The sequence below is a fragment of the Streptomyces bambusae genome, assembly GCF_020532645.1.
Taxonomy (GTDB): domain Bacteria; phylum Actinomycetota; class Actinomycetes; order Streptomycetales; family Streptomycetaceae; genus Streptomyces; species Streptomyces bambusae.
Window position 1 is genome coordinate 205028 of the sequence record NZ_JAJAUZ010000001.1, and the last position, 13505, is coordinate 218532.

Genomic DNA, 13505 nt, shown 5'->3' on the forward strand with positions numbered 1-13505 from the left:
TGGCGGCACGGGAGGAGACCAACGGGGGATCCGACCGGTCGGACAAGGAGACTGATCGTGACAGGACGTCGTACGGCTCGCCGCGGTCCGTGGCGAATCGCGGTTGCCGCGCTGACCGCGGTGTGCGCAGTGCTCTTCGGGATGACGGCGTCGGCCGGGGCCGCGGACGGGTCCGCCGTGGACCGGTTCGGGGCGCAGGCCAGGAAGGCAGGGCTGAGCGCGGCCCAGGCCGAGGCGCTGCAGGCCCGGCTGGACGGGTACCTGGCCAAGGCCGGCGGCCGGCAGACCGCCGCGAACGAGATCACGTACGAGGGCAACGGCACGCTGGTCCTCGCGCTGCCGGGCGAGCGGAAGGCGCGCAGCCTGAACCCGGCGGCCCCGACCGCCCTCGCCGGCTGCTCGTACTACTGGTTCTGCACCTTCTCCGGGCCCGAGTTCACGGGGGACAGCCGGAGTGCCGAGCGGTGCAACACGAACACGTACATCCCGTGGACCACGACCAACGGCTCCTGGATCAACAACCAGACGGGGGGCACCCGGGCCAAGCTGAAGAACCAGTCGTACACCATCCTCAGCTGGACCGCGGGGGCCTACTCCGAGCAGCGGTGGGGCGTGAACTGGGGCCCGATCCACTACATCGACCCCTGCTGAGCCGTCGCGCGACTCCTGCTGAGCCATAGGAGGCCTGCCGAGCGCCCCACCGCTACGGGCCAAGGCCCCCGGGGAATGATCCCCGGGGGCCTTCCGTTCGTACGGGTGGCAGAAAGTTCGAGTTTCAACTAAACTCGACGCAGAAGGAGGTCCGACCATGCCTGCAGTGACTGTCGAGAACCCGTTGACCCTTCCGCGGGTGGCCGAGCCCCAGGGGGTCACGGCCCGCAAGGTGCTGGCCGTGACGACCGCCCCGGGCGGCTTCGAGGGCGAGGGATTCCCGGTGCGGCGCGCGTTCGCCGGCATCAACTACCAGTACCTCGACCCGTTCATCATGATGGACCAGATGGGCGAGGTGGAGTACGCGCCGGGCGAGCCCAAGGGCACCCCCTGGCACCCCCACCGCGGCTTCGAGACCGTCACGTACCTGATCGACGGGACCTTCGTCCACCAGGACAGCCACGGCGGCGGCGGAGTCATCAACGGCGGCGACACCCAGTGGATGACCGCCGGCTCCGGCCTCCTGCACATCGAGGCCCCGCCGGAGTCGCTCGTCGTCAGCGGCGGCCTGTTCCACGGCCTCCAGCTGTGGGTGAACCTCCCGGCTGCCGACAAGATGATGCCCCCGCGCTACCAGGACATCGGCGGCGGCAAGGTCCGGCTGCTCACCACCCCCGACGGCGGCGCGCTGCTGCGCGTCATCGCCGGTGAGCTGGACGGGCACCAGGGCCCCGGCATCACCCACACGCCGATCACGATGATCCACGCCACCGTCACCCCGGGCGCCCAGCTCACCCTGCCGTGGCGCGAGGACTTCAACGGCCTCGCGTACGTCATGGCCGGGCGCGGCACCGTCGGCGAGGAGCGGCGGCCGGTCCACACCGGGCAGACCGCGGTCTTCGGCGAGGGCGGCTCGCTGACCGTACGGGCCGACGCCTCGCAGGACGCGCACACGCCGGACCTGGAGATCGTCCTGCTCGGCGGGCGGCCGATCCGCGAGCCGATGGCCCACTACGGCCCGTTCGTCATGAACAGCCGCGCGGAGCTCCAGCAGGCCTTCGACGACTTCCAGGCCGGCCGGCTCGGCACCATCCCCACCACGGCCCGCTCGGGGCTGGGGCACCGGGGGACGGGCGAGGCGGACACGGAGTAGCCGGCGAACGTTTCGTGACGACGGGCCCGGCCCGGACGGCTTTCGAGCCGCCCGGGCCGGGCCCGTTCCGGTGTGCCCCGGGGGCCGGCTCAGCAGTTGGTCCTGGTGTCGCCCGGGTCGGACGTGCAGCTGCTGCTGCCGGCGGCGGTGTGGGTGCTGTCGTTGCCGCCGACGCCGTCCAGCGCGTTGATGGTGTCCTGGCCGGAGTCGCCGAAGCTGACGTCCGCGCCGGCGCCCGGGGTGATGGTGTCGTTGCCGCTGCCGCCGTCCGAGCGGTCGTCGCCGCTGCCGCCGAACAGCCGGTCGGCGCCGGAACCGCCTTCGAGGGTGTCGTCGCCGGTGCCGCCGTGCACGGTGTCGTCGCCCGAGCCGCCGCGCAGGCGGTCGTTCCCGCCGAGCCCGCAGACCACGTCGTCCTCGGCGGTGCCGGCCAGGATGTCGTTGCCGGGGGTGCCGACGAGGGTGCAGCCGAGGGAGTTGGCGACCTGGGCGGACGAGGCGGCGGTCTGCGCGGCCGCGTCGCCGGCACTGGCGGTGGCGGTCGCCTCGATCATGCCGGTGCGCTGCGGCTCGACGGTGACGGTGACGGTGGCGGCGGCACCGGGGGCCAGGTCACCGAGCGCGCACCCGGTGTCGGCCGCGCAGGTCCCCTGGCTCGCGGTCTGCGCGACGGGGGCGGTGCCGGCGGGGGTGGGGGCGGTGAGCGTGACGCCGTGGGCCGTGGCCCGGCCCTTGTTGGTGACGGTGTAGGTGTACGTGTACGTCCCGCCGAGCGGGGCGGGCGCCGGCGCGGTCCGCACGGCCAGCCCCAGCTCGGCCTGCGCGTCCGGGGCCGGGGGCAGCGGGGGCACGGCCGGTACGGGTTCCTCGGCGGGCAGCGTCACGGCGGGGACGGGGTCGCCGGCAGTGGGAGGCCCGGCCGGGACGGCCGGTGCGGGGACGGCCGGTGCGGGGACGGCCGGTGCGGGGACGGGGGGTGTCTGGCCGGGGGCCACCGGGGCCGGGTCGGTCTGGCCGGTTGCCGCCTGGGCCGGGGGCGGGTCGGCGTGCCCGGCTGCGGCCGGGGTCAGTACGGCTGCCGCGGTCAGGGCGACCGTGGTGAGGCCCGTCTTCCACCTGCTCAAGTTGTGCTCCTGTCGCTCGCCCCCTGCTCAGCGCAAGGGTGAGCGCCCATGCCGTTCTGGCCGCGCCGCCACGCCGGTCCCCCCACCCCGACAACCCGATTGTCAGCCTGTGGCTCCACCCTGCGGCCATCACCGGCGGGGCAATCCCAGCCCGTCCGGCGTTTGAGGACCGGGGGTGTGGGGCGGAGCCCCCGCTAGGCGTCCAGGAGGGGGGCGAGGCCGTCCAGAAGGCGGTGGAGGCCGAACTCGAAGAGCGCGTCGAGGTCGAGGTCGTAGCCGGCAGACGCCAGGCGGGAGAGCGCGGGGAAGCGGCCGGAGGACAGCGTGGTCAGGAGCGCCGGCTCCTGCGTGTCCATCCACGCCTCGCTGTCGAGCCCGCTGTGCGCCTCCGCTTCGCGCTCGGACTCCAGGTTGACCGCGATGCCGCGCGCGTAGTTCAGCAGCATCAGGTGCGCGGTGAACGCGGTCTGCAGGTCGAGCCCGTGCGCGTGCAGAACCGCCAGCGTCCACTCGCTGTACGGCAACGCCGAGACGATCACCTGCGGCCGGGTCATCGACAGCGCCGGCGCCAGCCACGGGTGCCGGCGGAACAGCCCCCACAGCTGCCGGGCCGCCAGCCCGACCGCCTCCCGCCACTCCGCCGGCGGCTCGTCCGGCAGCGGCCGCGCCGCGATGACCGTGTCCATCATCCGCGTCAGCAGGTCGTCCTTGTCGGCCACGTGCCGGTAGAGCGACATGGTCGCCACCCCCAGCTCGGACGCCACCCGCCGCATGGAGACCGCGGCCAGCCCCTCCGCATCGGCGACCGCGACGGCGGCCCCCACGATCCGGCCGAGCGCCAGCCCGCCCGGCCCCGGACCCGCCTCGGCCGCGCGCACGGCGACGACGGGTGCGACCCGGGCGGCCCGTACCGGCCGCTCCGCCTCCGCCCCGGCCGGCGCCACCACGGCCGCCCCGGCCGGCGCCACCGCCCGTTCCGCCACCACCGTCCCGACACCCGGCACCGCCCGCACCAGCCCTTCGTGCCGCAGTTCGGTCAGCACCCTGGTCGCGGTCGCCATCGCGACGCCCCACTGCCGGGTGATCTCGCGCGTCGACGGCACCCGGTCGCCCGGCGCGAGCTGCCCCGTCTCGATCCGCTGCCGCAGCTCGGCGACGATCCGGCCGTAACGCGGCCCCTCCTGTCCGCCCACCGACACCCCTCCGTACTAGTGCACCTGAAACCCCGTCATCCTAGCCGCCGACGGTGCGCGGTGTCCCTCGTGAGCCCCCTCCCCGACCCTTCTGCACTAGTGCACTACCCTACAACATCTCCGAATCAAAAGGCAATTCGGGCTTGCACCCTCTTCCGCGTACGCCGTACATTCGCCGTCATGAAGAACAACGAGATCCTCATCAGCGGCGCCGGCATCGCAGGGCCGGCCCTGGCGTACTGGCTACGCAAGGCCGGCTTCGCGGTCACGATCGTCGAGCGCGCCCCGCAGCCCCGCCCCGGCGGCCAGACCGTGGACCTGCGCGGCGCCGGCCGGACCGTCGTCGAGCGGATGGGCCTGATGGACCGGGCCAAGGCGGAGAGCGTCCACCAGCACGGCATCGCCCTCGTCGACGCCGCCGGCCGGGTCACCGCGCGGGTCGGCGCCGACAGCTTCGGCGGCGAGGGCATCGTCTCCGAGATCGAGATCCTCCGCGGCGACCTCGCCCGCCTCCTGTACGAGGCCACCCTGCCGGACACCGAGTACCTGTGGGACGACACGATCACCGCGCTGGACCAGGACGCGGACGGCGTCACCGTCACCTTCGAGAAGGCTCCGCCGCGCCGGTTCGCGCTGGTCGTCGGCGCCGACGGACCGCACTCCGTGGTCCGCTCCCTGGCCTTCGGTCCCGAGCGGGACTGCGTCCGCCCGCTCGGCCTGTACACCGCCTGGTTCACCGCCACCGCGGACCTGGACCTCGACGGCTGGTACCTGATGCACAACGCGCCCGGCGGACTGGTCGCCTCCGCCCGCCCCGGCCGGCTCCCCGGCGAGATCAAGGCCGGTTTCAGCTTCCGCTCCGACCCGATCGCGTACGACCGCCGGGACACCGCCGCGCAGCGGGCCGTCGTCGCCGAGCGGTTCGCCGGCGTCGGCTGGGAGACCCCGCGCCTGCTGCGCGCCATGCACACCGCACCGGACTTCTTCCTCGACTCCATGGGGCAGGTCCGCCTCGACGGCCGGTCGCGCGGCCGCGTGGTGCTGCTCGGCGACGCCGGGTACTGCGCGAGCCCGCTGACCGGCCTCGGGACCAGCCTCGCGCTGGTCGGCGCGTACGTCCTGGCCGGCGAGCTGGCGGCCGCCGGGGGCGACCACCGCACCGCCTTCGGCCGCTACGACGAGCTGATGCGCCCGTACGTCGACCAGGCCCAGGAACTCCCGCCGGGCGGCGCCGCGGGGTTCGCGCCGACCGGCCGGTTCGGCATCCGGATGCGGAACCTCTCCATGCGCCAGATGACCCGCTGGCCGATGCGGAACCTGCTCGCCGCGCAGTTCGCCAAGGCCGGCTCCATCGCCCTGCCGGAATACGCACTCCCCGCGCAGACCGCATGAGCGCGGGGCACGCCCGGCCAGGGCCCGTCCCGGCCCTACGCCCCGTCCCGGCCCTACGCCCCGTCCCGGCCCTACGCCCCGTCCCGGCCCTACGCCCCGTCCCGGCCCTACGCCCCCGGCTCGTGCAGCTCGAACCAGATCGATTTGCCCTCGCCCCGCGGATCCACGCCCCACCGGTCCGCCAGCATCTCCATCAGCAGCACGCCCCGCCCGCTCGACGACATCTCACCCGGATGGCGCTTGTGCGGCAGCTCGTCACTGGCGTCCGACACCTCGACGCGCAGCCGGCGCGACCCCGGCGCACCCGTCGCCGACGCGATCAGCAGCGCATCCCCGTCCGTGTGCATGAGGACGTTCGTCACCATCTCCGACACCAGCAGCACCGCCGAATCCACCTGGTCCGGGTCCGCCCAGTCGTGCAGCAGGTCCCGCACCTGCCGCCGGGCCCCGGCGATCCGCTCCGGTTCCGCCTGCGCCACCGTCACCACCGTCTGCCGCACCGCCGGCGCCGGCGGCCCCGCGCCCTGGCGGGACAGCAGCACCACCGCTATGTCGTCCTCGCGCCGGTCCGCCAGCGGCCCCGTCGTGTGGTGCGACGACGGCCCGTGCACCGCGGCCACCAGGTCGTCCGCCAGGTCCTCCAGCCCGGCAGCGTCCCCGACGGGCGCCCCGGCCTCCAGCACGGTCCGCAGCCGCGCCCAGCCGGTGTCCAGGTCGTGCCCGCCGGTCTCGATCAGCCCGTCGGTGCACAGCATCACCGTCTCCCCCGGCTCCAGCACGAACCGGGTCGTCGGATAGTCCGTGTCCGGCACGATGCCCAGCGGCAGCCCGCCCGCGGTGGCCCGTACCAGCACCGTGCCGTCGGCCAGCCGCACCGCCGGCTCCGGGTGCCCGGCCCGGGCCAGCTCCAGCGTCCCGGTCACCGGGTCGCACTCCACGTACAGGCAGGTCGCGAACCGCGGGACGGTGAAACCGTCCTCGCCCGGCCCGGACGCGTGCAGCCCCGCCAGGAACCGCGAGGCCCGGGACAGCACCGCATCCGGCCGGTGCCCCTCCGAGGCGTACGCCCGCACCGCGATCCGCAGCTGGCCCATCAGCCCCGCCGCCCGCACGTCGTGCCCCTGCACGTCCCCGATGACCAGCGCGAACCGTCCCGACGGCAGCGGGATCATGTCGTACCAGTCGCCGCCGACCTGGAGCCCGCCGCCCGTCGGCACGTACCGTGCCGCGATCGCCATGCCCGGGATCTCCGGCCCCAGCGTCGGCATCATCGCCCGCTGCAGGCCGGTGCTCAGCTCCCGCTCCGACTCCGCCACGCCCGCCCGCTGGAGCGCCTGCGCCAGCATCCGGGCCACCGTCGTCAGCACCGACCGCTCGTCCGGCGAGAACGACACCGGCTGCCGGAAGGCCGCCATCCACGCGCCCATCGTCCGGCCCGCGACGATCAGCGGCAGGAACGCCCACGACATCCGGCCGAACCGCTGCGCCAGCGGCCAGGTCGCCGGGAACCGCCGCTTGTACTCCTCCGGCGTCGGCAGGTAGATCGCCCGCCCGGTGCGCACCACCTCGGCCGCCGGATAGTCGGTGTCCACCCGCATCTCGGTGAACGGGCTCTCGTCCCCGGGGCTGTGCCCGTGGTGCCCGATCACCGACAGCCGGTCGCCGGCCACCCCGAACACCGCCAGCCCGTCCGGGCTGAACCCCGGCATCGACAGCGAGGCCGCCACCCGCAGCACCTCCGCCGTGGACCGGGCCTCGGCCAGCGCCCGCCCCGCGTCCAGCAGGAACGCCTCCCGCGAGCGCCGCCAGTCGCCGGTGACCGCCGGCTGCGCGGCCGTGGTGCCCGGCTGCGGCTCGGCGATCTCCTGGAGGGTGCCGATCAGCTGGTAGTCCGTACGGTCCGGCAGCGGCTTGGAGCGGCTGCGCACGGTACGCAGCACCCGCCCCTCCTCGTCCACGACCCGCAGCCGTGCCTCGGCGAGGGTGCCCTCGGCCGCCGCCAGCGCGACGATCCCGTTGACCTCGTTCCAGTCCACCGGGTGGAAGCGGGAGCGCACCGTCGACTCGGGAACGGTCACCGGCTCCGGCGGCAGGCCCAGCAGCCGGGCCGCCTCGCCGTCGAGGCGCACGGTTCCGGTCACGTTGTCCCACCGCCACAGGCCGGTCGCCACGGCGGCCAGGACGTCTTCGGTGCGCACTGACTCATCTTTACAGCTCATTGCACCGGTTTGCCCGGCAGGCCGGAGCGGCCCGTCCGCCCGGTGCGAGTTGTCCACAGCCCGGCGGGCCGTCCACAGCCCGGGCGGTAACCTTGGGAGGGTTGAATCCACCCTGGTATCGCGAAGAACTGGATGAATGATGCATCGGTACAGGTCCCACACCTGCGGCGAGCTCCGCGCGACTGACGTCGGCACCGACGTCCGGCTGAGCGGCTGGCTGCACAATCGTCGAGACCTGGGCGGCATCCTCTTCATCGATCTGCGCGACCACTACGGCATCACGCAGCTCGTCGCCCGACCGGGCACCGCGGCCGCCGAGGTCCTCGACAAGCTGTCGAAGGAGACCACGGTCCGCATCGACGGCAAGGTCGTCTCCCGCGGCGCCGAGAACATCAACCCCGACCTCGCCACCGGCGAGATCGAGATCGAGGCCGTCGAGGTCGAGGTCCTGGGTGCGGCCGCCCCGCTGCCGTTCACGATCAACACGGACGACGGCGTCAACGAGGAGCGCCGCCTGGAGTACCGCTTCCTCGACCTGCGCCGCGAGCGCATGCACCGCAACATCATGCTGCGCTCCGCCGTCATCGGCGCGATCCGCGACAAGATGCGCGCCCTCGGGTTCAACGAGATGGCGACCCCGATCCTGACCGCGACCTCCCCCGAGGGCGCCCGCGACTTCGTGGTCCCGTCCCGCCTGAACCCGGGCAAGTTCTACGCCCTGCCGCAGGCCCCGCAGCAGTTCAAGCAGCTGCTGATGATCTCCGGCTTCGACCGCTACTTCCAGATCGCGCCCTGCTTCCGCGACGAGGACGCCCGCGCCGACCGCTCGCCGGGCGAGTTCTACCAGCTCGACGTGGAGATGTCCTTCGTCGAGCAGGAGGACGTCTTCCAGCCGATCGAGAAGCTGATGACCGAGCTCTTCGAGGAGTTCGGCAACGGCCGTCACGTCACCTCGCCGTTCCCGCGGATCCCGTTCCGCGAGTCGATGCTCAAGTACGGCAACGACAAGCCGGACCTGCGCACCGACCTGGAGCTCGTCGACATCACCGACGTGTTCGAGAACTCCGAGTTCAAGGCGTTCGCCGGCAAGCACGTCCGCGCCCTCGCGGTGCCGGACACCGGCGACCAGCCGCGCAAGTTCTTCGACGGCCTGGGCGACTTCGCGGTCTCCCTCGGCGCGAAGGGCCTGGCCTGGGTCCGCGTCGGCGAGGAGAACGCGCTGACCGGCCCGATCGCCAAGTTCCTCACCGAGGAGAACGTCAAGGTCCTCGCCGAGCGCCTGAGCCTGAAGCCCGGTCACGCGGTGTTCTTCGGCGCCGGCGAGTTCGACGAGGTCTCCAAGATCATGGGACCGGTCCGCGTCGAGGCCGCCAAGCGCGCCGGCCGGTTCGAGGAGAACGTCTTCCGGTTCGCCTGGATCGTCGACTTCCCGATGTACGAGAAGGACGAGGAGACCGGCAAGATCGACTTCTCGCACAACCCCTTCTCGATGCCGCAGGGCGGCCTGGAGGCCCTGGAGACCCAGGACCCGCTGGACGTCCTGGGCTGGCAGTACGACATCGTCTGCAACGGCATCGAGCTGTCCTCGGGCGCCATCCGGAACCACGAGCCCGAGATCATGTTCAAGGCGTTCGAGATCGCCGGTTACTCCAAGGAGACCGTCGAGACCGAGTTCGCCGGCATGCTCCGCGCGTTCCAGTTCGGCGCCCCGCCGCACGGCGGCATCGCCCCGGGCGTGGACCGCATCGTGATGCTGCTGGCCGACGAGCCGAACATCCGCGAGACCATCGCCTTCCCGCTCAACGGCAACGCCCAGGACCTGATGATGGGCGCGCCGACGGAGCTGGAGGAGGCCCGCCTGCGCGAGCTGAACATCGCCCTGCGCAAGCCGGTCGAGAAGAAGGCCACCGGCGACCGCCCGGTCTCCGAGGCCGTCCACCCGGACGCCGCGCGGTAGGCACGCGCACGGCCGTGACGCCGTAGCCGGAGGGCCCGGGATCCACTGCGGATCCCGGGCCCTCCGTCGTTCGCGGCCACATGCCGCCGCCTGCCGCCGTGCCGGGCTCAGGCGAGCCGGTCGTAGACCTGCCAGCCGGTGCCGAGCTGTGTGACGTCGCCGGGGGAGGATCTCCAGGAGATCCCGTGCAGCAGCCAGAGCGTGCCGGCGGTGTCCCGGGCGACCAGGTCGGCGAGGCCGTCGCCGGTCAGGTCGCCGACGCCGACGACGGCGTCGTACGGGGCGAGCCACCGCTGGACCTGCCGGAGCGGGGCGAACCCGCCCGTGCCGGTGGCCGACATGCGGTGCACGAAGTTCCGGCGGTCCTGGAGCAGCAGGTCGCCGTATCCGTCGCCGTCGACGTCCCCCGCACCGATGATCTTCTTGTAGCCCTTGTACCCGGAACCGATGACGGTGCGGGGAGCGAAGGCCGCACCCCGCGCGGCGTACAGGTAGAGCACCCCGCTCTTCGGATCGCGGGCGACCAGGTCCGCCCGGTCGTCGCCGGTGACGTCACCCGGCGAGGTGATCACGTCGTACGCGTTCCAGCCCTTGCCCAGCACGGTGTGCCTGGTGGCCGGCTTGAGCACCGCACCGCAGGCGGGGGTGTAGGCGCGCATCACGCCGTCGGGCAGCCGGACCAGGACGTCGTTGCACCGGTCGCCGTTCAGGTCGCCGACGGGGACGGGCAGGAAGCCCTTGGGCCAGCCGGTGCTGACGGCGCTGCCGCTGAAGCCGCCCCTGGCCGTGGTGCCGTACGCCGTGCGCAGTCCGCCCGAGGGGGTGGTCTGGAACAGGTCGGGCGTGCCGTCGGGGCGGCCGGCCCGCGAGCCGAAGTCCCGGCGGACCGCGTCGGTGCCGGTACGGGCGGCCATGAGCGGGTGCTCGTCGTAGTGACTGCTGTGGGTCCAGAGGAGGGCGGCCGAGCCGCCGGGGCCCGCCGCGATCTGTCCGGTCGGGTACTCCTCGCCCCTCCGGGTCGGCAGGGCCGGCAGCGACCAGGTGCCGGTGTGCGGATCGCGCACGGCTTCCTTCAGCTCGTAGTCGGGCTCGACTCCGCTGGTCGAACTCGTCCACAGCACCCGGACGGTGCCGTCCGGGCCGAGGGACACGTCGAGGCCCCGGCCCGGTCCGGCGATCCGCGCGGCGGGCCGCCACCCGGCGGCACCGCCCTCCAGGGTCGCGCTGCGGAGGTCCGTGCGGCGGTCCGTGTACTCCGACCAGTCGAAGGGGTGCACCTCCTCCCACAGCAGGGTGACGTCCCCGTCCGGGCCGATGAGCGGCCGCCGCGCGGCCCGGTGCTCGATGGTGCCGGGCATCGGCTGCCGGTGGGCGGCGCCCCAGCCGGCCGCGCCGGGGCGGCGTACGACGGTGTCCAGGGCGCGGGTCGGAGCCTTGTCGCCCGCCTCGCGCAGGCCCCAGGAGAGGGCGAAGCTGCCGTCCGGACCGGCGGCGACCGCGGGGTCGTCCGTCCCGGCCTCGGGCGCGGACACCGGCTCCGGGGCACCCCAGGGGGCGGTGGGCCCGGTCCGGGCGACGGTGTCGATCCGCGGGTGCCCCGCGCCGGTGGCCAGCCGGTACGCGAGAACGGTCCGGCCGGTCGGCCCGACGGCCACGTCCACCACGCCCGGCCGCTCCTCCGGGGTGCCGGCGGCGGTCCGGACCGGCGGGCCCCAGACGCCGTTCGCGGTCCGGGTCGCGGTGTACACCGCCGCGTCCGCCCGGTCCGGCGCCACCGTCCAGGCAGCCGTGAACACGCCCCGCGGCCCGGCCGCCAGGCGCACCCGCGGGACGGCCGCCGGCACCTTCGGGGCGTACACCGGGTTGGGCGCAGACCAGGTGTGCCCGGCCGGGGAGAGGGTGGCGGCCACCAGGCGTGCGGCATCCGCTCCCGGCTCCGCCGCGGGCTCCCGCCACACGGCCGTGACCAGCCCGTCGGTGCCGGCCGCCAACTGGATGCCGGGCCGCCCGTCGGTGCGGACGGAGAGCCGCCTCGGGCGCTGCCAGACGCTGCTGTGCGGCGGCCGTGCGGCCGCGTACAGCTCGTACTCCGCGGCCGGTCCCCCCGCCGTCACCCGGACCTGCCAGACGGCCGCGGCCCAGCCGTCGCCGGCGATCACGAGGTCCTTCTCGCCGATGTGCCGCTCGGTGCCGGTCACCGGCGCGGACGGGAGCCAGTACGGCCGCGGGGCCGCCGTGGCCGGGCCGGCCGCGAGCAGCGGTGGCACCAGCACCCCGGCGAGGAGCGCCGCGGCGGCCGCGACGGCGGGCGGGCGCCGGCGGCGGATGCGGACGGGTGTGCCCATGGACAGGTTCCTTCCCCCGTGTGGATCGGTCGGGAGTTGGACCGCCCCGAACACCGTTTGGTTGTGCGGAATCTGCCGCTTCATCACGAAAGGCGATGCTCCCACCCCCGTGGAGAGCACCGCCTTTCGTCATCGTGGGCCGACCCGCGGGCCGGCCCGCTGACGGTCAGGTCAGCCGGTCGTAGACCTGCCAGCCCGTGCCGAGCTGCACGCGGGTGCCGAAGGTGCCCTTGCCGGTGCCGTTGTGCCGCCAGATCCGCCCGGCGGTGTCGCGGGCGACGAGGTCGGCATGGCCGTCACCGGTCAGGTCGCCCACGCCCACGACGGAGTTGTACGAAGCGCCCCAGTCGCGGACGACGAGGGTGCGCGGGCCGAGGGTGCCCTTGCCGGTGCCGGGCATCAGCCACAGCTCGTTGGAGGCGTCCTGGAGGAGCAGGTCGCCGTTCCGGTCGCCGTTGAGGTCACCGGCGCCGATGATCTTCTTGTAGCCCTTGAAGCCGGTGCCGAGCACCACCTTCTTCCTCAGGTAGCCGCTGCCGTTGCGGTAGGTGGCGAAGAGGTAGAGCGTCCCCGTCTTCGCCTCGCGGGCGACCACGTCGGCGCGGCCGTCCCTCGTCAGGTCGCCGGGCGAGGTGATCACGTCGTGCGTGTTCCAGCGCTTGCCGAGGGAGAGGTGGTGGTCGCCGGGCTTGAAGTCGGGCGTCTTGGAGAGCCGGCAGTTGGAGCTGTAGCGCCGCAGCTCGCCGTCGGGCATGCGGACCAGGAGGTCGTTGCACGATCCCCCGTTCTGCCGGGCACCGATGGACACCGGCAGGATCCCCTTCGGCCAGCCGGTCGTGGTGTGGCTGCCGCTGAAGTTGCCCGTGCCCGCGTGCCCGAAGGCGAAGCGCATGGTGCCCGAGGCGGTGGTGGTGATGATGTCGCCGGTGCCGTCCGGGGCGCCGCCGCGGGAACCGTAGTCGTGGCGGACGGCCCGGCCGCCCGTGTGGGCGACCTTGCCGGTGCCCAGCTCGACGGGGGCGGCCCCGTCGGCCGTGCCCGTGAGGGTCCACGTGAAGACGCCGTTCGGGGCGTCCTTCCAGGAATCGTCGACGCGTCCGTCCCACTGCGGGCGGATGTCCGACCCGGTCCCTGTGAAGGTGCGGAACGCGCGGCCGACGGTGTCCTTGAGCGTCAGGGTCCACGCCGCCGGCCGGTTCAGCGTCCACACCGGGTCCCAGACGATGTCGTTGCTCATGCGCTGGGGCGTGGTGGCGGCCGGGACCGTCGAGGAGGTCACGGTGAGCGGCGCCTCGGTGCCGGCGCGGGCCGCCCGCTGCTGTTCGGCGGTGGCCGGAGCGGCGATGGCCGCCGGCGTGGCGAGGGCGCCGCCGGCCAGCAGGCCGAGGGCGGTGAGGGCGACGACCGGCAGGCGGTGCGTGCGGGCGGCTGTGCCCATGAGGAGTGTTCCCTTTCCCTGTACGGATGTGGA

General features: G+C 73.8%; 9 protein-coding genes. 4 read left to right on the top strand and 5 right to left on the bottom strand.

Features of this window, described 5'->3' with window-relative positions:
- Positions 1-57: 57 nt before the first annotated feature.
- Together LG634_RS00960 and LG634_RS00965 are read left to right on the top strand one after the other, a co-directional pair.
- Positions 58-651, top strand: a complete 594-nt coding sequence (locus LG634_RS00960; RefSeq protein WP_226731596.1) for a hypothetical protein — start codon at positions 58-60, stop codon at positions 649-651.
- Between the two features lie 157 nt (positions 652-808).
- Complete coding sequence (locus LG634_RS00965; protein ID WP_226731597.1) at positions 809-1804, top strand: pirin family protein; 996 nt, start codon at positions 809-811, stop codon at positions 1802-1804.
- A gap of 89 nt (positions 1805-1893) precedes the next feature.
- Here the strand turns inward: LG634_RS00965 and LG634_RS00970 are convergent, their stop codons facing one another.
- Together LG634_RS00970 and LG634_RS00975 are read right to left on the bottom strand one after the other, a co-directional pair.
- Positions 1894-2928: a hypothetical protein gene (locus tag LG634_RS00970; protein WP_264202539.1), complete on the bottom strand. Its 1035-nt coding sequence runs from the start codon at positions 2926-2928 to the stop codon at positions 1894-1896.
- Positions 2929-3122: 194 nt separating this feature from the next.
- A complete protein-coding gene (locus tag LG634_RS00975) occupies positions 3123-4121 on the bottom strand; it encodes a TetR/AcrR family transcriptional regulator C-terminal domain-containing protein (protein WP_226731598.1) in 999 nt (332 codons plus the stop codon).
- 180 nt (positions 4122-4301) lie between these two features.
- On the opposite strand from LG634_RS00975, the gene LG634_RS00980 reads away from it, so the two are divergent.
- Complete coding sequence (locus tag LG634_RS00980; RefSeq protein ID WP_226731599.1) at positions 4302-5513, top strand: FAD-dependent monooxygenase; 1212 nt, start codon at positions 4302-4304, stop codon at positions 5511-5513.
- A gap of 107 nt (positions 5514-5620) precedes the next feature.
- On the opposite strand, the gene LG634_RS00985 is transcribed toward LG634_RS00980, so the two are convergent.
- Positions 5621-7711 (bottom strand): ATP-binding SpoIIE family protein phosphatase, encoded by a 2091-nt coding sequence (locus tag LG634_RS00985; protein ID WP_226731600.1) that lies wholly within the window; start codon positions 7709-7711, stop codon positions 5621-5623.
- Between the two features lie 160 nt (positions 7712-7871).
- On the opposite strand from LG634_RS00985, the gene aspS reads away from it, so the two are divergent.
- Positions 7872-9689, top strand: a complete 1818-nt coding sequence (gene aspS, locus LG634_RS00990) for an aspartate--tRNA ligase (protein WP_226731704.1) — start codon at positions 7872-7874, stop codon at positions 9687-9689.
- Between the two features lie 107 nt (positions 9690-9796).
- Here aspS and LG634_RS00995 read toward each other — a convergent pair whose 3' ends face one another.
- Entirely contained in the window at positions 9797-12034 is a 2238-nt protein-coding gene (locus LG634_RS00995) for an FG-GAP-like repeat-containing protein (protein WP_226731601.1), read from the bottom strand.
- A gap of 166 nt (positions 12035-12200) precedes the next feature.
- Positions 12201-13472, bottom strand: a complete 1272-nt coding sequence (locus LG634_RS01000; RefSeq protein WP_226731602.1) for an FG-GAP repeat domain-containing protein — start codon at positions 13470-13472, stop codon at positions 12201-12203.
- Positions 13473-13505: the final 33 nt, after the last annotated feature.

What these genes read in the sequence shown, in the direction of transcription:
- LG634_RS01000 (WP_226731602.1), bottom strand. Translation starts at nt 13,472, where the DNA reads ATGGGCACAGCCGCCCGCACGCACCGCCTGCCGGTCGTCGCCCTCACC.
- aspS (WP_226731704.1), top strand. Translation starts at nt 7,872, where the DNA reads ATGCATCGGTACAGGTCCCACACCTGCGGCGAGCTCCGCGCGACTGAC.
- LG634_RS00980 (WP_226731599.1), top strand. Translation starts at nt 4,302, where the DNA reads ATGAAGAACAACGAGATCCTCATCAGCGGCGCCGGCATCGCAGGGCCG.
- LG634_RS00995 (WP_226731601.1), bottom strand. Translation starts at nt 12,034, where the DNA reads ATGGGCACACCCGTCCGCATCCGCCGCCGGCGCCCGCCCGCCGTCGCG.
- LG634_RS00965 (WP_226731597.1), top strand. Translation starts at nt 809, where the DNA reads ATGCCTGCAGTGACTGTCGAGAACCCGTTGACCCTTCCGCGGGTGGCC.